The organism is Allocatelliglobosispora scoriae (assembly GCF_014204945.1).
Taxonomy (GTDB): Bacteria; Actinomycetota; Actinomycetes; order Mycobacteriales; family Micromonosporaceae; genus Allocatelliglobosispora; species Allocatelliglobosispora scoriae.
Map to the genome: position 1 here is coordinate 3459180 of NZ_JACHMN010000002.1, position 25519 is coordinate 3484698.

Annotated in this window: 24 protein-coding genes; 18 read left to right on the top strand and 6 right to left on the bottom strand. The window is 70.0% G+C overall.

The features are described from left to right. Positions 1–54 precede the first annotated feature (54 nt). Positions 55–3459: a fibronectin type III domain-containing protein gene (locus F4553_RS21390; protein ID WP_184838641.1), complete on the bottom strand. Its 3405-nt coding sequence runs from the start codon at positions 3457–3459 to the stop codon at positions 55–57. Positions 3460–3712: 253 nt separating this feature from the next. On the opposite strand from F4553_RS21390, the gene F4553_RS21395 reads away from it, so the two are divergent. The 9 genes from F4553_RS21395 (at position 3713) to F4553_RS21435 (ending at position 11201) form a co-directional block, all read left to right on the top strand. After that, positions 3713–4462: an AIM24 family protein gene (locus tag F4553_RS21395; protein ID WP_184838643.1), complete on the top strand. Its 750-nt coding sequence runs from the start codon at positions 3713–3715 to the stop codon at positions 4460–4462. A gap of 47 nt (positions 4463–4509) precedes the next feature. Then, complete coding sequence (locus F4553_RS21400; protein ID WP_184838645.1) at positions 4510–5139, top strand: hypothetical protein; 630 nt, start codon at positions 4510–4512, stop codon at positions 5137–5139. Then, positions 5136–5519 (top strand): hypothetical protein, encoded by a 384-nt coding sequence (locus tag F4553_RS21405; RefSeq protein WP_184838647.1) that lies wholly within the window; start codon positions 5136–5138, stop codon positions 5517–5519. The genes F4553_RS21400 and F4553_RS21405 overlap by 4 nt, the downstream gene beginning before the upstream one ends. Before the next feature lie 75 nt (positions 5520–5594). After that, positions 5595–6854 (top strand): serine--tRNA ligase, encoded by a 1260-nt coding sequence (serS, locus tag F4553_RS21410; protein ID WP_184838649.1) that lies wholly within the window; start codon positions 5595–5597, stop codon positions 6852–6854. Positions 6855–6869: 15 nt separating this feature from the next. Then, on the top strand, positions 6870–7679 hold the full coding sequence (locus F4553_RS21415; protein WP_184838651.1) for an HAD hydrolase family protein: 810 nt from the start codon (positions 6870–6872) through the stop codon (positions 7677–7679). Between the two features lie 117 nt (positions 7680–7796). Beyond that, a complete protein-coding gene (locus F4553_RS21420; protein WP_184838653.1) occupies positions 7797–8687 on the top strand; it encodes an ABC transporter ATP-binding protein in 891 nt (296 codons plus the stop codon). 2 nt (positions 8688–8689) lie between these two features. Further along, complete coding sequence (locus F4553_RS21425; protein ID WP_184838655.1) at positions 8690–9424, top strand: ABC transporter permease; 735 nt, start codon at positions 8690–8692, stop codon at positions 9422–9424. Then, complete coding sequence (locus tag F4553_RS21430) at positions 9421–10599, top strand: sensor histidine kinase (protein WP_184838657.1); 1179 nt, start codon at positions 9421–9423, stop codon at positions 10597–10599. Before F4553_RS21425 ends, F4553_RS21430 begins: the two co-directional genes overlap by 4 nt. Further along, the gene (locus tag F4553_RS21435; RefSeq protein WP_184838659.1) at positions 10596–11201 is read left to right on the top strand and encodes a response regulator transcription factor; all 606 of its coding nucleotides are present in this window, start codon (positions 10596–10598) and stop codon (positions 11199–11201) included. Before F4553_RS21430 ends, F4553_RS21435 begins: the two co-directional genes overlap by 4 nt. Before the next feature lie 67 nt (positions 11202–11268). Here the strand turns inward: F4553_RS21435 and F4553_RS21440 are convergent, their stop codons facing one another. Further along, on the bottom strand, positions 11269–12477 hold the full coding sequence (locus tag F4553_RS21440) for an ABC transporter substrate-binding protein (protein WP_184838661.1): 1209 nt from the start codon (positions 12475–12477) through the stop codon (positions 11269–11271). Positions 12478–12730: 253 nt separating this feature from the next. On the opposite strand from F4553_RS21440, the gene F4553_RS21445 reads away from it, so the two are divergent. After that, positions 12731–13288, top strand: a complete 558-nt coding sequence (locus tag F4553_RS21445; protein ID WP_184838662.1) for a bacterial proteasome activator family protein — start codon at positions 12731–12733, stop codon at positions 13286–13288. Between the two features lie 69 nt (positions 13289–13357). Here the strand turns inward: F4553_RS21445 and ddaH are convergent, their stop codons facing one another. Next, positions 13358–14146, bottom strand: coding sequence for a dimethylargininase (ddaH, locus tag F4553_RS21450; protein ID WP_184841009.1), 789 nt, complete (start codon positions 14144–14146; stop codon positions 13358–13360). Between the two features lie 80 nt (positions 14147–14226). Here ddaH and F4553_RS21455 point away from each other — a divergent pair, with 80 nt between their 5' ends. After that, complete coding sequence (locus tag F4553_RS21455) at positions 14227–14658, top strand: Lrp/AsnC family transcriptional regulator (RefSeq protein ID WP_184841011.1); 432 nt, start codon at positions 14227–14229, stop codon at positions 14656–14658. Between the two features lie 97 nt (positions 14659–14755). On the opposite strand, the gene F4553_RS21460 is transcribed toward F4553_RS21455, so the two are convergent. Both F4553_RS21460 and mobA read right to left on the bottom strand, forming a co-directional pair. Further along, on the bottom strand, positions 14756–15739 hold the full coding sequence (locus tag F4553_RS21460) for a T3SS (YopN, CesT) and YbjN peptide-binding chaperone 1 (protein ID WP_221470352.1): 984 nt from the start codon (positions 15737–15739) through the stop codon (positions 14756–14758). A 103-nt stretch (positions 15740–15842) separates the two neighbouring features. Next, positions 15843–16451, bottom strand: coding sequence for a molybdenum cofactor guanylyltransferase (mobA, locus tag F4553_RS21465; protein ID WP_184838666.1), 609 nt, complete (start codon positions 16449–16451; stop codon positions 15843–15845). A gap of 106 nt (positions 16452–16557) precedes the next feature. On the opposite strand from mobA, the gene F4553_RS21470 reads away from it, so the two are divergent. From F4553_RS21470 to F4553_RS21500, 7 genes are all read left to right on the top strand, one after another. Beyond that, complete coding sequence (locus F4553_RS21470; RefSeq protein WP_184838668.1) at positions 16558–17598, top strand: DUF4192 domain-containing protein; 1041 nt, start codon at positions 16558–16560, stop codon at positions 17596–17598. Between the two features lie 49 nt (positions 17599–17647). Next, positions 17648–18523, top strand: coding sequence for a fructosamine kinase family protein (locus tag F4553_RS21475; protein WP_184838670.1), 876 nt, complete (start codon positions 17648–17650; stop codon positions 18521–18523). A gap of 52 nt (positions 18524–18575) precedes the next feature. After that, complete coding sequence (locus F4553_RS41125) at positions 18576–18785, top strand: DUF433 domain-containing protein (protein ID WP_221469966.1); 210 nt, start codon at positions 18576–18578, stop codon at positions 18783–18785. A gap of 48 nt (positions 18786–18833) precedes the next feature. Beyond that, complete coding sequence (gene moaA, locus F4553_RS21485; RefSeq protein WP_184838672.1) at positions 18834–19826, top strand: GTP 3',8-cyclase MoaA; 993 nt, start codon at positions 18834–18836, stop codon at positions 19824–19826. 3 nt (positions 19827–19829) lie between these two features. Then, positions 19830–20060 carry a MoaD/ThiS family protein gene (locus tag F4553_RS21490; RefSeq protein WP_184838674.1) on the top strand — a complete coding sequence of 77 codons (231 nt, stop codon included), beginning with the start codon at positions 19830–19832 and terminating at the stop codon, positions 20058–20060. A gap of 211 nt (positions 20061–20271) precedes the next feature. After that, positions 20272–21456 (top strand): metallophosphoesterase, encoded by a 1185-nt coding sequence (locus F4553_RS21495; protein ID WP_184838676.1) that lies wholly within the window; start codon positions 20272–20274, stop codon positions 21454–21456. A 72-nt stretch (positions 21457–21528) separates the two neighbouring features. After that, positions 21529–24606, top strand: a complete 3078-nt coding sequence (locus tag F4553_RS21500) for a UvrD-helicase domain-containing protein (protein WP_184838678.1) — start codon at positions 21529–21531, stop codon at positions 24604–24606. A gap of 4 nt (positions 24607–24610) precedes the next feature. On the opposite strand, the gene F4553_RS21505 is transcribed toward F4553_RS21500, so the two are convergent. Further along, entirely contained in the window at positions 24611–25519 is a 909-nt protein-coding gene (locus F4553_RS21505; RefSeq protein WP_184838680.1) for a type II secretion system F family protein, read from the bottom strand.

Consider the following 25519-nt stretch of genomic DNA (forward strand, 5'->3'; position numbering starts at 1 on the left):
AGCGTGGCCTCGCGCAGCGAAATGGCCACGCTTTGCTGCAAAACGTGACGGCAGTCAGAGCCCCAGCGTGTGGTATTTGATCGGCAGGCTGAACGCGATGGTGCTGATCTGCCCGGCGTTGCCGGCCGCCACGCGGTAGAGCAGCTTGGTGTTGCCGTTGTACTGCATGTAGAAGAGCGTCTCGGAGTCCCGGGACCAGGAGAACCAGCCGGAACCCGTGTATCCGGGCGGCCGCATGGCCCACTGCCGGCCGCCACCGGGGGCGTACCCGTAGATGTATCCGTCACCGGACCCGACCGCGATGGTGCCGCCGTCGGGCGACCAGACCGGGAAGCCGAGGCCGGCGCCGTTCGGCGGCTGGGTGTAGAGCGTCTGCTTGCCGGTGCCGTTGGTGTTGGTGGTGAAGAGCGACGAGGTGGTGGCGCTGCGGCTGATCGCCCAGCGGGAGGTCGACGGGTTCCACGACGGCGGGCTGTCGGCCCGGGTGAGGCCGCTGACCTTCGTGACCGCGCCGCCCGCAGCGGGCACGGTGTAGACGCCGTCCGACGGGCAGCTCGACCAGCCGAAGCTGCTGCTGCGCTGGAAGGAGATCGTCTGACCGTTGGGCGACCAGACCGGCCACATGTCGTTGGTGCCGATGTCGGGGCAGGAGAGGTCCTGCGAGGTGAGCCGCCGGTCCACGCCGGTGGCGATGTTGCGGGCGTAGAGCGACATCGCGTAGTCGGTACCGGTGCCGGCCTTGTTGAAGACGACCTCGGTGCCGGCCGGGTTCACCGCGAGACCCAGACCGCCGCCGCCGAAGGTGCCGCCGATCTGCGTCACGCCGGTGCCGTCATCGTTGGCCCGGACCAGTTTCAGCGTGGTGTAGCAGTCGGCGGTCACGCACTGGACCAGGTAGAGGTGCTGCGGCCAGGGTGCGTGGGCGATGACCTTCTCGAAGTGCAGGATCGACGGGTTGCTCTTGTCGAAGTCGAAGGCGGGCAGGGTGATCCCGGCGCCCGCGTCGAGGCTGCCCGTCAGCGACCAGGCCGGTGTCGCGGCCGGGTTGACCGTCAGCTTCACCCCGGCCGTGGCGGTGAGGTAGGGACCGGCCACGCCGTAGAGGAAGAGTTCGAGGCGGGGGCCGACCTTCGCCGTGACCGTGCCGACCACCGACGCCGAGGGCGGGTCGTAGGTGAAGGTGCTGCTCGTCGCCGCGATCGGGTGCAGGCCGCCGTCCCAGCGCAGGCCCAGCGTCCCGGAGGCGTGCTGGACCGCCGACGCGGTGATCTGCGCGGTCACGTTGCCCTGGGCGGAGAGGTAGAACTGCAGCTGCGGGGTGATGACGACGGGCACCGGGCCGACCGAGAAGGTGATCGGTGCGAAGCGCACCGGCGCCGGCAGCAGCGCCACCGGGCCGACGCTGCAGTTCGCGGCGGCCTGCGCGGTCGCCACCAGCGAGGCGTCCTCGGCGAGCGTGCCGGTGAAGCTCACCGACTTGATCGAGAGCCAGCCCCAGTCGACGGAGATGTTGAACGACGGGGTGACGCTCAGGCTGCCGGTGACGCTGATCTGCCCGCCACCGCCGCAGGTGAGGACCTTGCCGATGGGCTGGCTCACCGAGGTGATCGGCGCGTCACCGCTCAACCGGCGGCGCAGCAGGTCCGGCCCGAGGGTCTTCGCCGAGCCGAAGGTCTGCACGTCGGCGTCGGAGAGCTGGGCCGAGATCGCGAAGTGCCCGTTGCCGAAGGCCTCCTGCATCGTCGCGGGCTCGGTCTCGAGAACGTGGTTGCCCGCGCCGTCGGTGCTCGCGGCGGTGACGCGTACCAGCAGGCCGTCGGGGGCCGCTGCGGTCGCGCCCTCCGCGATCACCTCGCCGATCTCGGGGACGGCGGCGGCCGGAGCCAGCGTCACCACCTGGTCGCCGCCGGGTGCGCCGTCGACCTGGGTCACCGCGCCCGGCGCCGGGTCGTGGGTGGTGGAGGGGATCGCGGTGTCGCCGACGAAGTAGCCGACGATGTCGACGATGACGTGGGTGCTGCCCGCCTGGTTGTAGATCATCAGGTCGCCGTCGACGCCCAGCGGCGTCACGGCCAGGGTCGGGACGGTCGCGCCCGCGGCGAAGTTCAGGTCCGACGCGGTCGGCCTCGCGGTCAGCGAGGGGTACGCCGTGAAATACCCCGCCGCCGTCGGCGCGATCGCGGTGATCGAGGCGATGACCCCGCTGGGCGGCGTAGCGGCGGATGCCGACGGCAGCCCCGCCTTCCCGGCGATCGTCACGGGCAGCGTGGCAGCGGGCCCGATCGGTGCCTTGGGTGCTCCCAGACCCGACCTGGTGTCGACGATCCGGGTCGGGGTGACCCCGGCGAGATAGGAGCCGCCGCTCGCGGGGTCGGAGCCGTCGGTGAACCAGCCCGCCACGTCCACGACGAGCGGCGTCCACTCCGCCTGGTTGAAGAAGCTGACCTTGCCGTCGGTCCCGACCGGCACGATGATCCGGTTGGCGACGACCTGCCGGGCGGCGAAGTTGAGGGTCGACGCGGTCGGCCGGGGTGCACCGGTGGGGAAGACGGTGACGTAGCCGGCGCCGAGCGGACCGGCCGCGACGAGGTTGAGCACCACGGCGGCGACCCCCTCGGCGGGGACACCGCCCTCGCCGGTGACCTGCAGCTCCACGGTCTCACCCAGCGCCGGGGTGGAGCCGCCGAGCTCCTCGCGGGTGTCCATCAGCCGGGCCGGATTGATCCCGTGGAAGAGCCCGGCCGACGGCGAGGCCTGCGCGGGAGTCGTGAACCAGCCGGCCATGTCGGCGATGAGCTGGGTCGGCGCGGAGGAGTAGAGGATCACCCGTCCGCCGGCCCCGATCGGTACGACGACCAGGTTGGCGAGGGTCTGGCCACCGGCGAAGTTGAGGTTGGACGAGGTGGGCCGCGCGATCCCGTCGGGGTATGCGGTGAGGTAGCCGGCGGCGGCGGGCGCGGTCACCGTCACGTTGAGGACGACCGATCCCCCTTCGGGGGCGCCACCCGTGACGAGCAGCGAGACCTGCTGTGTCGGGCCCTTCGGGGCACCGAGACCGCTGCGGGTGTCGAGCAGGCGCGTCGGTGTGATCCCGTGCAGCGACCCGCCCGGCGCCGCAGTGCTGACCTGCTGACCGGCGGTCGTCGGCGCGGACTCCTCGGCCCCGGCGAGGGAGCTCACGCGTACCGAATAGGCGGTGTTGGGCCGGGCACCGGTGAGCACCGCGTGATCGGTCCCGACCGGCACCTCCAGGGCTGGACCTGCGGGAACCGTGGTGAGGCGGTATCCGGTCACGCCCGTCGCATCGGCGGGCGGAGTCCAGTCGACGCTGAGGTTCAGCCCCTCCACACCTGCGGTGACCGAGGCCGGGCCGGCTGGCGGGGCGGCGTAGGCGGCGGGCGCGTGGAGCAGTGCACCGACGAGGATCGGCACCAGTACGAGGGGGAGCGGACGGCGCACGAGTGGCCTCCTGGAAGCTGGTTGACGAGCAGACATCCAGCCAAGCCACGCCCCGCACGCTCCACAATCGTCGTTCAGGCTGCTCCGGTGACCGAAGCGGTGCGCTCTGTCACCGGACGCGTGTCCCCGGCGCCGAGTCGCGTGTGCGACACAGTCATTTGCACAGCGGATCTACTCTTGCCGGGCACAGCAGGCGCATGCTTGCCTGCACTTGTTTTCTCCCGCACGAAGTACCGTCACAAGGAGCACCCCCATGCGCAGTGCGCTCTTCGCGGCCGAGAATCTGGAGAAGGAGTCGACCCAGCCCGGGCTTCGGCTGCAGAACTCCAAGATGCTGAAGGTCGAACTCAACGGCGAGGTGATGGCCCGGACCGGGTCCATGGTCGCCTACCAGGGCCAGGTCACCTTCGCGGCTCAAGGTTCCGGTGGCATCGGCAAGTTCATCAAGAAGGCGCTCACCGGCGAGGGTGTCCCGCTGATGAAGCTGACCGGCCGAGGCGACGTCTTCCTCGCCGATGGTGCCGCCGACATCCACCTCATCGACCTCGAGCCCGGTGACGCACTGTCGATCAACGGATCGAACGTGCTCGCCTTCGACTCGACGCTCAACTACGACATCAAGATGGTCCAGGGCGTCGGCATGATGTCCAACTCGGGCCTTTTCAACTGCGTCTTCACCGGCGGCGGCCGGATCGCCGTGACCACCGCGGGCCCGCCCGTCGTGCTCACCGTGGACCAGCCGACCTACGTCGACCCGCAGGCCGCGATCTGCTGGTCGGCCGGGCTGCAGACCGGTTACCACCGCGCCGACCAGATGGGTCTCGGCACGCTGCTGGGCCGCAGCACGGGTGAGGCCTTCACCATGAGCTTCGCCGGTCAGGGCTTCGTCGTCGTCCAGCCCTCGGAGCAGCCTCCGGGCGGCTTCCTCGGCGGCCAGGGCTCCGGCCAGCAGGCCGGTGCCGGTGGCGGCGGCGGTGTGCTCGGCGGCCTGCTCGGCGGCTGACAAAACCTGCCCCACGGGGGTGGTCGTTGGTCGGTAGTCTTCCGGCCATGACCACCCCCGTTGACGTCATGGAGTCGAGCGCGGAGCCGACGCCCACCGAGTGGCCCCGATCTCTCGACCAGATCCCCGCGGTGATCGTGGCGCTGGGCGCGATCTCGGCCGTGATCTCCCTGATCAAGCCGTGGCAGACGACGATCCTCCGGCCGGACAGTGACAATCCGGGTCAGGTCGAGGAGCTCACCAGCACGATCGTCGTCGCGGGCACGATCGGAACCGCCTTCATGGTCGGGCTGATCGCACTGGTCGCGGCCGCGGTGGTCGCGCTCTTCGGATCCCCGGGGGTACGCCACACCGCCCGCCTGCTCGGCCTCGGCCTCGCCGGTGCGACCGCCGCGATCGGGGGCATCCTCGTCTACCACCTCGGTCAGGCGAGCACCGCCGGGTTCTATTACGGCATCCTGATCGGTTCCGACGCCAACATCGAGATCCGCACCGAGTCGGGCGGCTGGTTCGGTGTCAGTGCGGCCGTGCTGGCCGGGCTGGGCCTCTTCCTCGCCCGGTCCAGTGACGAGACGCGTCCGCTGCGGACGATCGACGACTACGACGAGTTCGACGATGACGAGCCCCGCTACGGCGAGGGCATCGAGGTCATCGACATGACAGTGAAAGCAGGTTGACCCTGGCTGTAGCCCCGAAGGCCGACGACGTGAAGCAGTCGGTTCTCGCCTGGGTGGCCCTCGCCGCCGGTGCCGTTCTCACCGGCGTCTCCTGGGCCGGGGACCGCAGCTTCATCCACGATGACGAACCGGCGGTAACCGCCTACCTCGCCGCCGTCGTGCTGCTGTTCGGGGTGGCCACGCTCGCCATCGCCGGTACGCCAGGCGGGCGGAAGAACGCGGGCGCGCTGTCGTGGGGCCTGCTGCCCGCGACGGGAGCACTGCTGGCGGTCTCCGCCAACGAGGAGGGTGTCGCGTTCGCCGCCGCCGGCCTGGGGCTGGTGTTGATCTCGATCGTCATCGCCCGGATGGCTGCCTCCGAGTGGCCCGCACCCGCCTAGCTCATCCTCAGGGGAGCATCGCGTCGGGTGATATCGGGGTGAAGGTCCGGCCGGGGCTCCCGTACCCTGATGGGCATGATTGACCTTCGCCTGCTCCGGGACGACCCGGACCTGTTCCGTGCCAGCCAGCGTGCCCGAGGCGACGCCGAGTCGTCCGTGGACCGCCTGCTGAGCGCGGACGAGGCGCGACGCGCGGCGGTGGGTCGATTCGAGGCGCTGCGCGCCGAGCAGAAGACCCTCGGCAAGCAGATTCCCCAGGCCAAGGGTGATGAGCGCGCCGCGCTGCTGGAGCGCACCAAGACCCTCGCCGACGAGGTGAAGGCGGCGGAGACCGCCGTCACCGAGGCCGAGGCGGAGCTGCACGCGGCACAGCTGGGGCTGCCCAACCTCATCGAGGAGGGTGCGCCGGCCGGCGGCGAGGACGACTACATCGTGCTGCGCGAGGTCGGCACCAAGCCGGAGCTCGCCGATCCCAGGGATCACCTCGCCCTCGGCGAGCTGCTCGGCGCGATCGACACCGAGCGCGGTGCCAAGGTGTCAGGTTCGCGGTTCTACTTCCTCACCGGCGTCGGCTCGATGCTGGAGCTGGCGCTGCTGCAGCTCGGCTTCTGGCAGGCTGTGGACGCCGGTTTCACGCCGATGACCCCGCCGGTGCTGGTCAAGCCGGAGTCGATGGAGGGCACCGGGTTCCTCGGCGCCCACGCGAGCGAGATCTACTACCTGCCCGCCGACGACCTCTACCTGGTCGGCACGAGCGAGGTGCCGCTCGCGGCCTATCACAAGGACGAGATCCTGCAGCTCAACGGCCCGAAGCGTTATGCGGGCTGGTCGACCTGCTTCCGCCGCGAGGCCGGCAGCTACGGCAAGGACACCCGGGGCATCATCCGCGTGCACCAGTTCAACAAGGTGGAGATGTTCTCCTACTGCGCGCCGGAGGACGCTCACGACGAGCACCTGCGGCTGCTCGCGTGGGAGGAGGAGCTCCTCGCCAAGCTGGAGCTGCCCTACCGCGTGATCGACGTGGCGGCCGGCGACCTCGGTTCGTCGGCGGCGCGGAAATACGACTGTGAGGCGTGGGTGCCGTCGCAGGGGAGATATCGCGAGGTCACGAGCTCGTCCAACTGCACGACCTTCCAGGGGCGGCGCCTCAACACCCGCTATCGGGATGCCGACGGAAAGACGCAGGCGGTCGCGACGCTCAACGGCACGCTCGCGACGACCCGGATGCTCGTGGCGATCCTGGAGAACCATCAGCAGGCAGACGGCTCTGTCCGGGTGCCCAAGGCGCTCCAACCCTACCTGGGCGGTCGGGATCTACTGACGCCGATCGTCTGAGTTACGGTGACGGCCATGCTTCCGAAGATGGTCGTCACCGACCTCGATGGCACCGTTGTCCGCAGCGACTTCACCGTGTCCGACTACACGCATCAGGTCATGGAGCGCTGCAGCAGGGCGGGCATTCCCGTGGTGGGCGCGACCGGCCGAGGGCCGCGCCTCACCGGGACGTCACGATCCCAGCTACCCTCCGCCGCCTACTTCGTCCTCGGCGGCGGCAGCCGCGTGCTGGACCTGACCGGCGACGCACCGGTCACCATGCGCGATGTCCGGTTCCCGTCGAGCGCGCTCGCCGCGCTCATGCCGGGACTGGAGGAGCGGTTCGGTCCGCTCAAGGTCACTGTCGAGGTGCTCGACGCGGATGAAGCGCCGCTGTGGAGCGAGGACAGCTACTGGCCCTACCCCGACATGATCACTCTGCACACCCGCGAGGAGCTCTTCGAGGTCGGGCCGGTGATCAAGGCGTTCCTACAGGTGGATGCCGAGGTCGGCGGCGAGCTGGTCGACCTGGCCCGCAAGATCGTCGCACCGGAGACGATCGAGGTGATCCAGGCCTGGCCGGGCTTCGTGGAGATCTGCGCACCCAACGTCGACAAGGCGATCGGCTGCACCCTCGTCACCGATCACCTCGGCATCAAGCCGGAAGAGGTGATCGTCTTCGGGGACCAGCTCAACGACGTGCCGATCTTCCGATGGGCCGGCCACCGGGTCGCCGTCGGCAACGCCCACCCGGAGCTGATCGAGCTCGCCGACGAGGTCGCGGCGAGCAACGACGAGGACGGCGTGGCCGCCTACCTCGACCGCCTGCTGGCCGGCCTGATTTAGGACCGACTCTTCAAGAGTTGCGGCGATCTTGGGTGATCTTGGGTAGGACATTTGTCCTGCCGGAGTCGGGATCGTGCGCTCTGCTGCGGAACGAGCGATCACCGTAGCGTCGATGACATGAGTGATGCGGTAAGACTCAGCGGAGTCGTCAAGAGCTACGGTGCCATCCGCGCCGTCAACGACGTCGACCTGACCATCGGCCGGGGCGAGACGGTGGCGCTGCTCGGTCCCAACGGGGCGGGCAAGTCGACCACGATCAACATGCTGCTCGGGCTCTTCACGCCCGACGCCGGCGACATCGAGGTCTTCGGGATGTCCCCGGCGCGGGCGGTCACGAGTGGCAAGATCGGTGCGATGCTGCAGGAGGGGGGATTCGTCCCCAACGCCACCGTCGGCGAGCTGATCGAGCTCTGCCGGGCGCTCTACCCGTCGCCGTTGCCGACAGCCGAGATCCTCGCCGCCGCCGACCTCACCGGGATCGTCAAGCAGCGCGTCGACAAGCTGTCGGGCGGGCAGTCGCAGCGGGTGCGGTTCGCGTTCGCGCTGGCGGGGAACCCCGATCTGCTGGTGCTGGACGAACCGACCGCCGCCATGGACGTCGCGAGTCGGCAGGCCTTCTGGGCATCGATGCGCCGCCTCACCGACGGCGGCAAGACGGTCCTGTTCGCCACGCACTACCTGGAGGAGGCCGACGACTTCGCCGATCGCGTCATCGTCATGGCGGGCGGCCGGATCATCGCCGACGGCTCGGGTGCGCAGATCAAGAAGGTGGCCGGTGGGCGTACCGTCAGCTTCGATCTTGAAGGCGCGAGCGGCGACGGCCTGGCGGCACTGCCGGGGGTGACCTCGGCCGACGTTCGCGGCGGGCGGGTCTGGCTGCGCTGCAGCGACTCCGACGCGACCGTGCGCGCCCTCGTGCAGGGCGGGCACTCCTTCGGCAACCTGGAGATCGCCGGTGCCGGACTCGAAGAAGCGTTCCTCACCCTGACCAGCGCCGGCAAGGAGTAGCCATGATGCTCGCCTACCTGAAGTTCGAGCTGCGGCGGATGTACCGCGAGCCGCGCCTGATCATCTTCACCATCGCCATGCCCGTGATCATCTTCCTCGGCACCAGCTCCGCCTACTCGACCGACGACGCGGCCGAGACCCGCAAGACCATGACCTTCCTGATGGTCGCGTGGGCCGCGTACGGCGCGATGATCGGCACCTTCTCCACGGGGGTCGGCGTCTCCCAGGAGCGCTCGTCCGGCTGGCTGCGGCAGCTCCGGATCACGCCGCTGCCGCCGCTGCGGGTCGTCGTGATCAAGGCGATCGCCGCCACCCTCGTCGCGATCCCCGCGGTGATCGTGGTCAGCCTCATCGGCGGGCTGGTCAAGGGCGTCGAGATGGACGCCACCCAGTGGATCTCGCTCGTCGCGCTGATGTGGCTGGGCAGCGCGCCCTTCGCCCTGCTCGGCCTCGCGCTCGGCTTCCTGCTGCCGCCGCAGCTGGCGCCGCCCGCCAGCTTCCTGATCACCTTCACGCTCGCCTTCGCCGGCGGCATCTTCCTCCCGCTCGACATGATGCCCAGCGGCCTCGCCGCGGCGGCGCGGTGGATGCCGAGCTACCGGTTCGCCGAGTTCGGCTGGTCCGTGCTCGACAAGCAGGCGCCCCCGATGCTGGGGGTGGCGATCGTGATCGGCTGGACCGTCGTCTTCGCCCTCTTCGCGAGCCTCACCTACCGCAGGTCAGCCGCGCAGAAATGAACCACCACGTCCTCAACATGTTCGGGGGCGCCGACGAGCCGCGGCGCCCCCTCACCGATCGCCGCCTCCTGCCGCGGCGGCTGGCCGGGATGTCGTTCGCGGTGCTGTGGCTCTACCCGCTCATAGACACCTTCCGCGACGTGCACGACGGCAAGATGCCGCTCGCCTGGCTCGCAGGCATCGGCCTGGTCGCCTTCTCATTGCTCTATCTGGTCGTCGTTTACCTCGCCTTCGCGCGATGCACGGTCGCGCCGCCCCGCACGCATCTGATCCTGCTGTGGTCCCTCGCCGCGATCACGCTCGCGCTCGCCATCGGGTACGCCCACCAGCCCGACGGCGGCGTCCTGGGCCTGTCGATCTACGTCGCGGTGGCCGGAGCCGCCACCTATCGGCTGCCCTGGGGCGGCATCTGGGTGCTCGGCGTCATCGCCGTCACCGTCGGGATCGGACGCACCTTCGACATACCCGCCCACGACATCGGCAGCTTCGCCTTCAACGCGGTCATGGCGAGCGCCCTCGTCCTCGTCGTCATCAGCATGATCTCGCTGATCCGGGAGCTGCGGGTCACCCGGGAGGCGCTCGCCGACGCCGCCGTCGAGCGGGAACGGCTGCGCTTCGCCCGCGACCTGCACGACCTGCTCGGGCACACCCTCTCGGTGATCGTGGTCAAGGCCGAGGTCGCCCGCCGCCTCGCCGATCGGGACCCGGTCGCCACCGCCCAGGCCGCCGCAGAGATCGAGACGATCGGGCGGCAGGCCCTCGCCGAGGTACGCGAGGCCGTCGCGGGCTACCGCGTCCGCTCCTTCGCCGTGGAGCTGGAGAATTCGTCCGTGGCCCTCGCCGATGCCGGAATCGCGACCACCTCCGATGTCCGCCCCGACCTGCCGGGCCCGGTCGACGAGGCCTTCGCCTGGGTGGTCCGCGAGGCGAGCACCAACATCATCCGGCACAGCCGGGCCACGACCTGCATGGTGACGGTGACCCGCGGCTCGTCCTGGCGCCTGGAGGTGCGCGACGACGGTGTCGGCGGTCCGGCCGGCGTCGGCGGGCACGGGCTCGGCGGGCTGCGCGAGCGGCTCAACGCGATCGGCGGCACGCTGACGACCGTGGCGCACCCGGGATTCACGGTCGTCGCCGTGGTCCCCGTCTCCACCGATGACGCGGAGGACAAATGATCCGGGTGCTGCTCGCCGAGGACCAGGGCATGATGCGCGGCGCCCTGGCGCTGCTGCTCAACCTGGAGGCCGACATCGAGGTCGTCGCGCAGGTCGAGCGGGGTGACGAGGTGGTCCCCGCAGCACTTGCCGCCCGGCCCGACGTGGCGCTGCTCGACATCGAGATGCCCGGGATGTCGGGGCTCGATGCGGCGGCACTGCTGCGAACAGCGCTGCCCTCCTGCCGCGTACTGATCGTGACGACCTTCGGCCGCCCCGGCTACCTGCGGCGGGCGATGGACGCGGGCGCCAGCGGCTTCCTCGTCAAGGACGGCCCCGTGGAGGAGCTGGCGGCGGCGATCCGGCGCGTGCTCGCCGGGGAGCGCGTCGTCGACCCCGCGCTCGCGACCGCTGCGCTCGCCGCCGGGCCCAATCCGCTCACCGACCGGGAACGCGAGGTGCTGGCCGCAGCCGCCGACGGGTCGACGATCGCGGACATCGCGGCTCGCCTGCACCTGTCGGAGAGCACGGTACGCAACTACCTCTCCACCGTGATCGGCAAGACGGGCGCCCGCAACCGCATGGAGGCTCTCCAGTCGGCTCGTTCCCAGGGCTGGATGTAGAGCTCTCCTGCGTCGGCACGAGGAGTGACGAGCGCAGCGAGGAGCCCCACAGGGACGCGCCGACGGATCAGCCCAGGGTGGCCAGTTCGGTGATGAGGGCGTTGACCAGCACCGGGCCGTCGTTGCGGACCTCGCGGAGGTACCACTTCTGCTGCGGCGTCCGGGTCTGGTTGAACTGGAAGGTCCCGCGCGGGCTGGTGACGAGGCCGACGCCGCCGACCTTGAGGTTGACCTCGTCGGCGGTCACCTTGTCCCGGCACGCCTTGATCGCCTTGTCGAGGACCGCGGCGGCATCCCACGCGGCCACGGCGAAGGCCGTCGGCGCCGTCGAGTGCTTCGCCCGGTAGCTCGACGAGAACGCCAGGTTGGCGGCGTTGGAGAGCTGGGGGGAGTAGTTGCTGGCGGTGAAGATGCCCTTGCCGAGAGAGCCGAACGCCTCCAGCGACGGGCCTTCGGTCATCGAGCCGGGCGCGTAGAACCGCGTCTCCTTCACGCGCTTGCGCATCGCCCGGACGAACTCGATCGCCATCTGGCCGGTGAGACCGCAGAAGACCAGCTCGTTGCCGCTATTAGCGATCTTGTTGACGACCTGGTCGATGCCTTCGACCGAGTTGAGGTAGTAGGGATCGGCGAGCTTCGCACCGCTGCCGCCGCCCCAGCCCTCGATGAACCCGGCAACGGAGTCCCGGCCGGCGACGTTGTTGGCGGCGACCATGGAGACGCCCCCGCCGAGGGTGTGCATGTAGATGCCGAGCGCCTTGCCGGGCTCGGTGCCCACATAGGACGTGTGCCACATGTAGAGCAGGGTCTGCAACCGCAGGGCGGTCGGCGAGCTGCCGGAGCCGATCAGCGGGATGTGCGCCTTCTCGATCGAGTCGCGCATCTCCAGGATCGCGTTGTCCCCGGCCACCCCGGAGATCGCGAGGACGTTGCGGCGGAGCAGGTCGTCGGCGGCAGCCTTGGCCTTCTCCGTCGTGTCGCCCTCGTCGGCGTAGGTGATCTGGGCGGGGTGACCGCCGAGCAGACCGCTGTGCTGCTCCAGCCAGAGCTCGAAACCGTTCTTCAGCTCGTCGCCGACGGCCTTGCGGCTGCCGGTCTGGGGCAGCAGCAGGCCGATGCTGACCGGGAGGTCCGAGTAGGGGTTGTCGGACGCCGTCGACGAACACGCAGCGAGCGCCCCTGCGAGTCCCGCCCCGCCGAACAACTGCAGCGCACGTCGGCGGTCGAATCGACCGTCGTGTTGGCCGAACGCCGCCCCCGCCTGTCCTGCTGACAACTCTGCCTCCCAAGCGCGATAAGGACCGCTGAGCGGCCCACTCCGGCGTTCTACCGCGTAGTACAGGTGGCGTCAATGGCAGGCTGTGAACTGTTACCCAATCAAAGCGCTGGCCTGGCGCTGGGCCCGCGCTGGTACGAGGAGTGACGAGCGCAGCGAGGAGCCCCGCAGGGCGCGTCGGTCACTCGGCGATGTCCGGTGGGTATGGGGGATGTGGTACCCATGATGCGAGTTATCGGAAGACGGAGGGGTCATGACTGAAGCCGAGCGGACTAACGAGCAGGGCGAGGAGAAGACGGTCGTGGTGGTGGGCCCGGACGGCCAGCCGATCGGCACCGTCGAGGTGTCGTCGGGAAGCGACTTCGACGACCCGTCTCGCCTCATCGAGCAGCCAGCGAAGGTCATGCGGATCGGCAGCATGATCAAGCAATTGCTGGAGGAGGTACGCCAGGCGCCGCTGGACGAGGCCGGCCGCCGCCGCCTCAAGGAGATCCACCACCGCTCGATCGCCGAGTTGGAGGACGGGCTCGCACCGGAGTTGCGCGACGAGCTGGAGCGGCTCTCACTGCCCTTCGAGGCCAACTCCACGCCGAGCGAGGCGGAGCTGCGGATCGCACAGGCGCAGCTCGTCGGCTGGCTCGAAGGCCTGTTCCACGGCATCCAGGCGACGCTGGTGGCGCAGCAGATGGCGGCCCGCCTCCAGCTGGAGCAGATGCGCGGTCGGCCCGCCCTGCCGTCGGGCAGCGTTCCCGGCGGTCTCACCCCCGGCGGTGGCACCACGACGGCCCAGGGCACCGGCCAGTACCTCTAGCCGCGTGTTGGCGAAGCGTGGCCTCCCAGCTCGCGGAGGCCACGCTTCGCTGCAACGGGCCAGGCGGGGTCAGACCGCCTGGCGGAGTTCGTTGATGCAGCACTTGATGCTGCCGCCGCCCCGCTTGAGCTCGCCCAACTCGACCAGCACCGGCCTGAACCCGGCCGCCGACAGCTTCTCGCCGTACGCCACCGAGTCGGCATTGATCAGCACGTTCTTGCCGTCGCTGACGAGGTTGAGGGCGAACGCGAGCGCATCGGCCTCGTCAGCGAGCACCGCATCCGGGAAGAGCGAGGCGAGCAGCCGCTGTGACGACTCGGAGAAGGCACCCGGGTAGTAGGTGATCCGGTGCTCGTCCAGCACCGCGAGCGCCGTGTCGAGGTGGTAGAAGCGCGGGTCGACGAGGCGCAGCGAGAGCACCTGGCGACCGAGCACCTCCTGCGCCTCGGCGTGCGCGGCGGGTTCGGTGCGGAAGCCGTAGCCGGCGAGGATCAGACCCCGGCCGGGAACGTAGGCGAAGTCGCCCTCACCCTCGTTGACCTGGGTCGGCGAGACGAACCGCCAATCGGGTGCCAGCTCGTAGAAGGCCCGGTGGGCGTCGGCCTCGGCCGCGCGCTGCGGATAGCGGAACTTCGCGCCGTAGACGACGCCGTCGACCGAGAAGGCGCCGTTGGCGGCGAAGACCATGTCGGGCAGGCCGGGCATGGCCGGCAGCACATGCACCACATGGCCGAGGTCCTCGACGGCCCGCCGCAGATCGTCCCACTGTTTGAGAGCAAGCTCCCGGTCGACGGGAGTCTCGACATCCATCCAGGGGTTGATGACGTAGTCGACGGTGAAGTGCTCAGGCGGACACATCAGGTAGATCACGTTCACCTACAGTAGGGACTACCGACGGCTGGGAACAGCCGCAACGCTTGCGTCTGAGAGGCGAAATGTTGCAGCTTGACGACGTTGACCAGCGAATCATTGCGTTGCTCACCGCGGACGCCCGCTCGTCCTACGCCGACATCGGCGCCGTCGTGTCACTCTCCGCACCCGCGGTCAAGCGCCGGGTGGACCGGCTCCGGAGCAGCGGGGTCATCAAGGGGTTCACGGCGGTCGTCGATCCCGCCGCCGTCGGCTGGACCACGGAGGCGTTCGTCGAGCTCTTCTGCACGGGGCGGACGACACCGGCGCAGATCGCGGTCGCGGCGAAGCGGCACCCGGAGGTCGTCGGCGCCTACACCGTCTCGGGTCGCGCGGACGCGCTGGTCCACCTGCGGGCCGCCGACATCGGGCACCTCGAGGCGGCGCTGGAACGCCTCCGCGCCGAGCCCTTCGTCACCAGCACCCACAGCATGATCGTCCTGTCCCGCCTGGTCGACTAGAAGGGGGGCAACTCTTCAAGAGTTGTTGCTTCAGGCCGCCCGGCCTTAACAACAACTCTTGAAGAGTTGCCCCCTTTGCAGTGCCGTAGGGCAGCGGCTACAGGTACATGCCGGTGCGCTCGGACTCCTGCAGGACCGGCTTGTCGCCGTCGCTGAAGAAGCGCTTGCCGCCGAACTCCCCGTGCAGCCGGTCGTCGAGCTCGTCGGCGAGCCCGGTCATCACCTGCACGGCGAGCATCAGGTGGGTCGGCTGGAACTTGCGGCCCATCACCGGGATCGACGCCCAGACCGTGCCGCCGGTCAGGTAGAGGCGGCCGATCGGCATCCGGTTGGTCAGCTCGGAGAGCTTCGCGAAGAGGTCCTCGGTCGGGTCGACCTCGGTGAGCAGCGGCGAGAAGACGTCGACGAGCGGCGGATTTTCCCGCACCCGGACGAAGACCATCGCCGAACCGGCCCGGATGCCGATGTCGCCGTCCTTGTCGACGGGCAGCTCGTCCGGGGTGGTCTTGAGCATCGCTGCGACGACTGTCTTGACCTGCTCCGGCAGGTCGGTGCCGTCGTCGGAGGCGGCCTCCAGCAGCATCGCCGGGTCGGGCTGCACCAGGGCCGACTCGTGCCGGGCGGTGCCGAGCTGCGGGATCGTCACGGGCTGATCGGCGGCGTCACGGGCGGCGTAGACCACGAACGCGGGGTGCGGTGCACCGTACACATCGCGGAGCGTCCTGGTGATCACGGCCGCGAGCTGCGGCGCTGCGGCGACCTCGACGGACCGGCCGAAGTGCTCGCCGGAGCCCGCGATGACACCGGGCGGCGACCAGCCGAGCTCGATCATGGCGGCGACGGCGGCGCGATCGAGCCGGTAGCCCTCGGGCAGCAGCAGGTTGCCCACCGCGAGCGCCAGCAGCGATCCGCCCTCGACGGCGTTGGCGGCGATCGAGTAGACGGCCTCGCCCGTGCCGTAGGCGGTCGGGTCGACGGTCAGGTAGATCTCCGCCTCGGCCGGCAGCTCCGCCAGCGCGGTCCCGAACGCCTCGGCGAAGTCACGCCAGGCCTGGGTGACCTTGCCAGCCAGGTCGGCCATGGTGGGCTCGTCCAAGAGGTGGGGTTCGGACACGGTTTGCCTCCCTCATCAGTAACGCAACCCTACCGACCCGGTAGACCGGCCTCGTCCCTCCATCCGGGCATCAATTGCCCATCCGGTTCGCGAGCTGCCAATCCTCGTCAGTGTCGCAATCCAGATAGCTGGGCAGAAGCTCCGCCGGCGCGGGCACCTCGACCACGTCCACCCCGCTCAGCAGCTCCCGCAGCGAACGTCCGGAGAGCTCGCCGAGCTCCGAGAGCGCTGCTCTCAAAGCGGTCGTCCGCCACACCCCAAGCAGTGATTGCCGCCGCCCGCCGGGATCGAGCAGCAACGCGACCCCGGCCGTGGGCGCTCCGGCCAGCGCGCCGCGCAGCAGGTCGAGGGTCGCGCCGGAGACGAAGGGCAGATCCCCGGCGAGTACGCCAACCGCACCCTCCCCGCCTCCCCACTCGCCGTCCAGCCCGGCGACGGCGGCCCCGATCCCGGCGACCGGGCCCCCGCCGGGCGGATCCTCGCAGGTCAACAGCACATCGGGCGGCAACACCGCGGCGAGCGAGCTCGGACCGACGACGACCCGGGGCGACGCCTGCTCCGCCGCACCCAGCACCCGCAGCAGCATGGGTGTCCCGCCGACCGGCAGCAGCGGCTTGACCAGCCCGCCCAGCCGACGGGCAGCCCCTCCGGCCAGCACGATAACGGCGAATCCATCCACCGGGCGAGCCTAACCGCGCGAGCCTCAGCCGAACCCGCCTGTGGATAACTCGCCAAGTTATCCACAGGGCTGTTGGCGCTTTCGGAGTTCGTCCAGGCTCATCGACATGACCGAGATTCCCACGCTTCGGCTCTCCGATCCTGCGGATGTCGCCGCCGCCGTGCCCTACCTGCTGGGCTTCCACCCGACCGAGAGCATCGTCGTGCTGGGGCTGCAGTCCATGCCACCGGCCACTCGCCGGATCGTCTTCAGTGCGCGCTGGGACATCATCCCCGAGACCCAGCGGCTCGCGGTGGAGGTGGCGGAGATGGTCCGGCGCCAGCGGTCCGTCGAGAGCGTGCTGCTCATCGCCTTCGGCTCGGCGGAGACGGCGGTGCCCGCGCTCGAGGCCTGCCGGGTGGCGATCTGGGTGCCGGTGGGCACGGCGGTCCGGGTGACCGACGATCGGTGCTACTGCGTGCTCTGCGACGAGTGCATGCCGCCGGAGGGCCTGCTGGTCGGTGCCGACCGCAGCCGCGTCGCGGCCGAGGCGACCTTTCTGGGGCTCGGTGTCTTCCCCGATCGAGATGCCCTCGTGCGCAGCGTGGGGCCGATCGGCGGGCTCCAGCCGATCGCCATGGCGCAGGCGGTCGCCCGAGCCGATGAGCGGCTGATCGCGCTCATCGAGTCGAGCGCGACGGAGAGCGACCCCTTCGGCGGCCAGGTTCTCCGCCGAGCCGGGGTGCAGGCGGTCGACGAGGCGATGGCCGCGGCACAGGCCGATCGGCTGCCCGACGACGACACCCTGGCCTGGCTGACCCTCATGCTGGAGAGCATCGCGGTCCGCGACCACGCCTGGGAGAGCACTGATCGCGCGCCGTGGCAGCTGCGCTTCTGGCTCGACGTGACCCGTCGCGCGCACCCCGAGCTCGTCACACCGTCCGCGACCCTGCTCGCCTTCGCCGCCTGGCGCGCGGGCGACGGCGCGCTCGCCGGGGTCGCCCTGGCTCGGGCGCTCTCCTACGATCCGCACTACTCGCTGGCGCTGCTGCTGCGGGACGCGATGCAGCAGGGGATCGGCCCCGAGGCGCTCGGCCGCTGGCCCTTCGGCTCGGCCAAGCGCCGCCGGAAGAAGTCCCGGCGGCGAGGCGTTTTTCTCCGCCGCTGACGGTGGTCGGCTCCCCGGTGAGGTCTCCTCCTCCAGTAGGTTGCCCAGTGTGGACATGGCCTACCTGCGCGAGCACCCACACCTCCTGCCGACCTTCCTCAAGCACCAGCGCATCCGGGAGACTCCGGTGCCCGGCGGGTCGATCTGCGTCGCCTCCCGGCTCACCCTCGACGGTGGTGAGTCGATCTTCACGAAGTCGATGCGGAGCACCGCTCCACCCGGCTTCTTCGCTACCGAGGCGGCCGGCCTGCGCTGGCTCGCCGAGCCGGGGACCGTGGCGGTCGCGGAGGTGTTGCTCGTCACAGACGAGCTGCTCGCCCTGGAGTGGATCGAGCCGGGCGAGCCGTCGGCCGGGGCGGCGGAGGAGTTCGGCCGAGCACTGGCGGCTCTGCACGCCGCGGGCGCGGAGAGCTTCGGAGCGCCGTGGCCAGGCTTCATCGGCGTGCTGCCGATGTCCAACGTTCCTGAGCAGGGCAGCTGGAGTGCTTGGTTCTGGCTGCGTCGACTCCTTCCCTACGCGGTGCTCTCCCGTGAGAACGGCGCTCTTGACGAGCCCGACCTACAGCGGATCGAGCGGGTCGGCGAGCACCTCGCCGACCTCGACCCGGGCGAGGCGCCCGCGCGGATCCACGGCGACCTGTGGCCGGGCAACCTGCTCTGGGGGGCCGACGGGCGCTGCCACCTCATCGACCCGGCGGCGCATGGCGGGCACCGCGAGACGGACCTCGCCAACCTGGGGTTGTTCGGTGGCGTACCCCACCTCGACCGGATCCTCGCGGCCTATGACGAGGCCGCACCGCTCGCCGACGGCTGGCGCGCGCGGATCGGGCTGCATCAGCTGTTTCTGCTGCTCGTGCATACTGCGCTCTTCGGTCGCTCCTATCGAGGCGCGGTGCTCTCCGCACTGTCGTCTATCGGCCATTAGCCCACAGCCGAAAGTGTTTGCCGATTTCGGCTCGGCAGCTGATTCTTTAGCTGTGATATACGGGGAACACATCCACGAAACAATCGCCGAGAGCACCGCTCCGTTGATCGGCGGCACGGGCGTCCGAGTGACCACGATCATGGACCTGCTGGGTCAGGGCCGCAGCGTTACCGAGGTGCTGGCTGAGCACCCCGCCCTCTCCCGGGGCGACATGATCACGGCGCTCAACTTCGCCGCGGCGACAGCCGATCGCGTGGGATAACCGCAGACGCGACTTCTTCCAGGAAGCGGTTCGCGATACGGTCAAGCCATGGGCACACTGATTGACCGGTTCGGGCGACGCGCCATTGATCTGCGCGTCTCCCTCACAGACCGGTGCAATCTGCGCTGCTCGTACTGCATGCCGGCCGAGGGATTGCCCTGGTTGCCCAAATCGACGCTGCTCACTGACCAGGAGATCATCCGGCTCATCGGGGTCGCCGTGGAGCGACTGGGCGTGACCGAGGTCAGGTTCACCGGCGGTGAGCCGCTGCTGCGTCCCGGGCTCGTGGCGATCATCGCGGCGACGTCGGCGATGACGCCGCGCCCGCAGAGTGCGCTCACCACCAACGGCATCGGTCTCGGCCGGATGGCGGCGGCCCTGCGCGATGCCGGTCTCGATCGGGTCAACATCTCGATCGACACCCTGCGGCAGGATCGGTTCACCGAGCTCACCCACCGCGACCGGCTCTCCGACGTGATCAAGGGCATCGACGAGGCGATCGCGGCGGGCCTCGCACCGGTGAAGCTCAACGCGGTTCTCATGCGCGGGATCAACGACGACGAGGCGGTCGACCTGCTGCGCTTCGCCCTCGACCGCGGCTGTGAGCTGCGTTTCGTCGAGCAGATGCCGCTCGACGCGCAGCATGGCTGGTCCCGCGAAAAGATGATCACCGCGCTGGAGATCGAGGAGTCGCTGCGGCGTGAGTTCGATCTGGCGCCCGACCCCTCCGATCGTGCGGGAGCTCCGGCCGAGACGTGGATCGTCAACGGCGGCCCGGCAAGGGTCGGCATCGTCGGCAGTGTGACCAGGCCGTTCTGTGGCGACTGCGACCGGACGCGCCTCACCGCCGACGGACAGATCCGCGATTGCCTCTTCGCCACCACCGAGACCGACCTTCGCAGCATGTTGCGAGATGGCGCCTCGGACGATGAGTTGGCTACCGTATGGCGACGGGCAATGTGGGGTAAGCGAGCAGGGCACGGGATCGACGAGCCCGGCTTCCTGCAGCCGACCCGCGCCATGTCCGCGATCGGGGGCTAACAGATGATCAATGTGCGCTACTTCGCCGGCGCGCGGGCTGCGGCGGGCACGTCCGACGCGACGCTGCCAGCCGGCACCTCCATCGAGTCGATGACGGCGACGGCTGAGGGCCGCCTCGCGCTGGTGCTGAAGTCGTCGAGCTTCCTCGTGGACGGCGTCGCCTGGCACGACCGCTCTGCGCCCCTGCCGGTCGGCTGCACGCTGGACGTCCTCCCGCCCTTCGCCGGGGGCTGACCCGTTCTTTAGGACCAACTCTTCAAGAGTTGCGGCGATCTTGGCGGCCGCTGCCACGTTTTGCAGCAAAGCGTGGCTTCGCGCAGCGAAATGGCCACGCTTTGCTGCAAAACGTGACGGGGCGCGGCGCGGCGTGCGCGGGTGGCGATCTTGGCGGGTGTCAGGGTAACCACGGAGGCGGACCTCCGGTTACGGGTGGCACTATCGTCGGGTGGGTCAGTTGGCAGTCTTCCTCGTCCTCATCGTCGTAGTCGTCGTCGGCGTGCACTACTACCTCTGGCGACGGCTGGTGCGGGACACGACCGGTCCGGGCCGCGGTCGGCGCATCGGCACCTTCGTCATCCTGGGGCTGGCGCTGCTGATCCCGGTCACGCTCGTGCTCACCCGGCTCTTCAGCGGGATGGCCGCCCTCGCGCTCATCGGCTACCTCTGGCTCGCGGTCATGTTCTACCTGCTGGTGACCCTCGCCGTGCTGGAGATACCCCGCGCGCTGCTCCAGCGCCGCCGCCGGGACATCGTGCACGCGTCGGCCACCACCCAGACACCTCCGCTCCCGCAGCCCGTCAGCGACGACCTCACCCGCCGCCAGGCCATCTCCCGCGGCCTCGCCATCACCGCCGGGCTCGTCGCCGTCGGCACCACCGGCTACGGCGTGACCCAGGCCCTCGGCGCGCCACGGCTCAAGCGGCAGGCGATCACGCTGGCGAAGCTGCCCCGGAGCATGGACGGGTACCGCATCGCCCTCGTCTCCGACATCCACCTCGGCCCGCTGGCCGGACGCGCGCACACCCAGCGGATCGTCGACATCATCAACGGGCTCGACGCCGACATCGTGACCGTCGTGGGCGACCTCGTCGACGGTTCGGTCGCCGAACTCGGCGCAGCCGCGCAGCCGCTGCGTGACCTGCGCTCCAAGCACGGCTCGTTCTTCGTCACCGGCAACCACGAATACTTCTCCGGCTTCGAGGAGTGGATCGCCGAGGTCGACGAGCTGGGCCTGCGCCCGCTGCGCAACGAGCGGGTCGAGCTGCCCGGCGGTCTCGACCTCGCCGGGGTCAACGACGTGACCGGCGCGCAGTTCGACGACGGCGCCGACCTGGGCAAGGCGCTCGGCGACCGGGACACGAGCAAGGCGGTCGTCCTCCTCGCCCACCAGCCGGTTCAGGTACGCGACGCGGCGAAGTTCGGCGTCGACCTCCAGCTCTCCGGACACACCCACGGCGGGCAGATGGTGCCGTTCAACCTTGTCGTACCGCTCCAGCAGCCGGTGGTCTCGGGTTACGACGTGATCGACGGTACGCAGATCTACGTCACCAACGGCGCGGGCTTCTGGGGACCCCCCGTCCGTGTCGGCGCACCACCGGACATCACGCTCGTCCAACTGCGATCTAAATAACGTGCACAGCGTGGCGGTGTGCCCGATGTCGGTCGGGCATGCCAGGATGCGCGCGTGCCCCCGCATGCCTTGATGGAGACCTCTCACCCCCACTGGGTCGCGGATCTGCACATCCACTCGCGATATTCACGATCGTGCAGCAGGGACCTCGATCTGCCGACGCTCGCCTTCTGGGCGCGGCGCAAGGGCGTCACGCTGCTCGGCACGGGCGACTTCACCCACCCGCAGTGGATCGCCCACCTGCGCGAATCCCTCGTCGAGGCGGAGCCCGGCCTCTTCCGGCTCAATGCCGAGGCTGAGGCGAATGTCGCGCAGAAGCTGCCGCCGAGACTCTCCGCGACCGATGCGCAGACCCGGTTCATGCTCTCCGTCGAGATCTCCACGATCTACAAGCGGGACGACAAGACCCGCAAGGTCCACCACCTCGTCTACCTGCCGGATCTGGAGGCGGCCGGTCGTTTCAACACGGCGCTGGCCCGGATCGGCAACATCGCCAGCGACGGCCGGCCCATCCTCGGGCTGGACAGCCGCGACCTGCTGGAGATCGTGCTGGAGAGCAGCCCCGACGGCTACCTGGTGCCCGCGCACATCTGGACGCCGTGGTTCGCCGCCCTCGGGTCCAAGAGCGGCTTCGACGCCATCGCCGACTGCTACGCCGACCTCGCCGACCACATCTTCGCCGTGGAGACCGGGCTCTCCAGCGACCCCGAGATGAACTGGCGGGTCTCGTCGCTGGACCGATACGCGCTCGTCTCCAACTCCGACGCGCACTCGCCGCAGGCACTCGCCCGCGAGGCGACGGTCTTCACCGGACCGCTCGATTACTTCGCGCTGCGCGACACGCTGCGCGACGGCGCCGGACCCGCCGCGACGATCGAGTTCTTCCCCGAGGAGGGGAAATACCACGGCGACGGGCACCGGGTCTGCGGCGTCAACTGGACGCCCGACGAGACCCGTGCCGCCGGTGGCCTCTGCTCGGCCTGCGGCAAGCCGGTCACGGTCGGCGTGCTCGCGAGGATCGAGGCGCTCGCCGACCGGCCGGTGGGTGAGCCGTCGCCCCGCGCCAGCCGCGTGCACCACCTCGTCCAGCTGCCCGAGATCGTCGGCGAGCTCAACGGCGTGGGCCCGCGCAGCAAGACCGTCGAGGGCGTCGTCAACAACCTCGTCGCCGAGCTCGGGTCGGAGCTGGGCATCCTGCTCGACGCCCCGATCGACGAGGTCACCGCCGCCGGTGGCGAGCTGCTCGGTGAGGCGATCGGGCGGCTGCGCCGAGGAGACGTGCGCCGGACACCGGGCTTCGACGGGGAGTACGGCGTGATTCGCCTCTTCGACCCCGACGAGCTGCGCCGGGGCGACGACACGCTCTTCGACCTGCCCGCCGCCGAGACCGTGCCGAAGCCGCGCCGCCGAGCAGCCCCGAAGCAGGTCAAGCCGGTGGAGGAGCCACCGGTCGAGCCGGCTCCGGCGGAGCAGAGCCCGTCGCTCGTCGCCACACCGGCCTCACCGCACGAACCCTTCGAGCCGATGCTCGCCGGGATGGAGGAGGTCGGCACCGGCCTGCTCGACCGGCTCGACGCGATGCAACGGGTCGCCGCGTCCGCGCCCGGCGGTCCGCTGCTCATCGTCGCCGGTCCCGGCACCGGCAAGACCCGGACGCTGACGCACCGCATCGCCTACCTCTGCGCGGAGATGCACGTCTTCCCCGAGACCTGCCTCGCGATCACGTTCACCCGCCGAGCCGCCGAGGAGCTGCGCCACCGCCTCGCCTCGCTGATGGGTCCCGTCGCCGACGACGTCACCGTCGCGACCTTCCACTCGCTGGGCCTGTCGATCCTGCGCGAGCAGTACGCACTCGCCGGGCTCGCCGCCGACTTCACGATCACCGCGGAGCCCGAGGAGGCGATCCCCGGCCGGGTCATCCAGCTCGACGACCTGATCACGCTCCCCCTGGAGATCCTGCGCGCCCACCCGTCGCTCGTCGACAAATATCGCGCCCGGTGGAGCTGGGTCTTCGTCGACGAGTACCAGGACGTGGACGCGGGGCAGTATGAACTGCTGCGCTTCCTCGCCCCGCCGGACGGCAACCTCTGCGCGATCGGCGACCCGGACCAGGCGATCTACTCCTTCCGGGGTGCCGACGTCGCCTTCTTCCTCAGCTTCGCCCGCGACTTCGTCGACTCCCGGGTGGTCCGGCTCACCCGCAACTACCGCTCGTCGGCCCCGATCATCGCGGCCGCCTCGCAGGCGATCACGCCCTGGTCACTGGTGCCGGGTCGGCGGATGGACCCGGCCAAGGTCGACCTCGACGCGCCGCTGATCGGGCGCTACTCGGCCAGCGGGGCACAGGACGAGGCGGACTTCGTGGTGCGGACGGTCGACGAGCTCGTCGGCGGGCTGTCGCACCGCTCCCGTGCCGACACGCGTGGCGTCACCGGGGTCACCGTCTCCTTCTCCGACATCGCCGTGCTCTACCGCACGGACGCGCAGGCGGCTGCGGTGGTCGACGCGTTGGCGCGGGTCGGCGTACCCGTGCAGAAACGCTCGCATGACCGCCTGCGGGATCGGGCCGGCGTGACCGCACTCGCCGCGGAGCTGCGCCTGTCCGGTGGGAGCGGGCCGCTCGCGGCTCGCCTGCGGCGGGCGGCGGCGGCGCTGACCGAGCGGCCCGCCCTGGGGATCACCTTCACCCCCGACGAGCTGTGGTCGGCGGCGGAGCTGCTCTCACCGCTCGCCGTGCGCTGCGGCGAGGATCTGGAGCGCTTCATCACCGAGATCGTGTCGGGGCAGGAGGTCGACGCGCTCGACCCGCGCGCCGAGGCGGTGACGCTGCTCACCCTGCATGCGGCGAAGGGGCTGGAGTTCCCGGTGGTCTTCCTCATCGGCTGCGAGGACGGGCTGCTGCCGATGCGTTTCCCCGGCAATCCGCCGGACGATGCCGCGATCGCCGAGGAGCGGCGGCTCTTCTTCGTCGGGCTGACGCGGGCGCAGAAGCGCCTCTACGTCAGCCACGCGGCGCGGCGCTTCCGCTATGGCAGCGAGCGGGAATGCTCGCCCACGCCCTTCCTCGCCGCGATCGACTCCGGGCTCTTCGACCGGCTCGGGGAGACCGAGCCGGTCCGGCCACGGGACCGCCAGTTGCGCTTGCTGTAACCGCTCAGCGGTTGGCGAACTGGGCGTAGAGCTGGATGACGGCGGGGCCCAGCACCACCAGGAAGAGGGCGGGCAGCAGGCACGCGATCAGCGGGAAGAGGATCTTCACGGAGACCTTGTTGGCGAGTTCCTCAGCGCGCTGGCGGCGCTTGATCCGCATCTCCTTGCCCTGCTCGCGCAGGACCGTGGCGATCGGTACGCCGAGCTCGGTCGCCTGGACGATCGAGGTGGCGAGGGCGCGGAACTCGACGACCGTCGTCCGGGAACCGAGCGCCCGCAGCGCTTCGCCACGACCGGAGCCCATCTGCATCTCCTGCAGCACGCGGGCGAACTCGCGGCCGACCGGGCCGGGCATGGTGGTGGAGACGTGCGAGAGCGCGGCGTCGAAGCCGAGACCCGCCTCGACCGAGAGGGTGAGCAGGTCGAACGCATCCGGCAGATCCCGCTGGATGCGCTGCTGCCGGCGCTGACCGGCATCGAAGATCGCGAAGAACGGCACCCAGAAGCCGACCACCGCGCCGAGGATCGCACCCAACACGATCATCACGACACCGCCGCCGAAGGAGACGATGACGAACGGGACCAGGAAGAGGCCGATCAGCAGGCAGATGCCCTGCATCTCCATGATCCGCTCAGCGGGCCAGTCGGAGGGGTTGCCCGCTCGGTCGAGCTGCTTCTGCAGCCAGGCCGTCGCGCCCTTGGAGGCGAAGGTCTTGCCCAGCGAGGTGACCTGGGAAACGGTCCCCTTGGGCCCGCCCTCCTCGATTCCGCCCGGCGAGTAGACCTGGCCGATGACGTTCATGCCCTTCGCGACCGAGGCGCGGCGCTGCCCGGCGGTGGCGAGGCTCGCCACGACGAGGATGATCGCGAGGAAGATCGAGACGGCACCGAAGATCAGGATGGCGTACGACAT

Bases quoted from the DNA above. Each gene is read 5' to 3' on its own strand.
- ddaH (WP_184841009.1), bottom strand. From the start codon at position 14,146: ATGTGTCCGCCTGAGCACTTCACCGTCGACTACGTCATCAACCCCTGG.
- F4553_RS21415 (WP_184838651.1), top strand. From the start codon at position 6,870: ATGCTTCCGAAGATGGTCGTCACCGACCTCGATGGCACCGTTGTCCGC.
- F4553_RS21505 (WP_184838680.1), bottom strand. From the start codon at position 25,519: ATGTCGTACGCCATCCTGATCTTCGGTGCCGTCTCGATCTTCCTCGCG.
- F4553_RS21425 (WP_184838655.1), top strand. From the start codon at position 8,690: ATGATGCTCGCCTACCTGAAGTTCGAGCTGCGGCGGATGTACCGCGAG.
- F4553_RS21400 (WP_184838645.1), top strand. From the start codon at position 4,510: ATGACCACCCCCGTTGACGTCATGGAGTCGAGCGCGGAGCCGACGCCC.
- F4553_RS21500 (WP_184838678.1), top strand. From the start codon at position 21,529: ATGGAGACCTCTCACCCCCACTGGGTCGCGGATCTGCACATCCACTCG.
- F4553_RS21470 (WP_184838668.1), top strand. From the start codon at position 16,558: ATGACCGAGATTCCCACGCTTCGGCTCTCCGATCCTGCGGATGTCGCC.
- F4553_RS21430 (WP_184838657.1), top strand. From the start codon at position 9,421: ATGAACCACCACGTCCTCAACATGTTCGGGGGCGCCGACGAGCCGCGG.
- serS (WP_184838649.1), top strand. From the start codon at position 5,595: ATGATTGACCTTCGCCTGCTCCGGGACGACCCGGACCTGTTCCGTGCC.
- F4553_RS21395 (WP_184838643.1), top strand. From the start codon at position 3,713: ATGCGCAGTGCGCTCTTCGCGGCCGAGAATCTGGAGAAGGAGTCGACC.
- moaA (WP_184838672.1), top strand. From the start codon at position 18,834: ATGGGCACACTGATTGACCGGTTCGGGCGACGCGCCATTGATCTGCGC.
- F4553_RS21460 (WP_221470352.1), bottom strand. From the start codon at position 15,739: ATGGCCGACCTGGCTGGCAAGGTCACCCAGGCCTGGCGTGACTTCGCC.
- F4553_RS21420 (WP_184838653.1), top strand. From the start codon at position 7,797: ATGAGTGATGCGGTAAGACTCAGCGGAGTCGTCAAGAGCTACGGTGCC.
- F4553_RS21435 (WP_184838659.1), top strand. From the start codon at position 10,596: ATGATCCGGGTGCTGCTCGCCGAGGACCAGGGCATGATGCGCGGCGCC.
- F4553_RS21490 (WP_184838674.1), top strand. From the start codon at position 19,830: ATGATCAATGTGCGCTACTTCGCCGGCGCGCGGGCTGCGGCGGGCACG.
- F4553_RS21445 (WP_184838662.1), top strand. From the start codon at position 12,731: ATGACTGAAGCCGAGCGGACTAACGAGCAGGGCGAGGAGAAGACGGTC.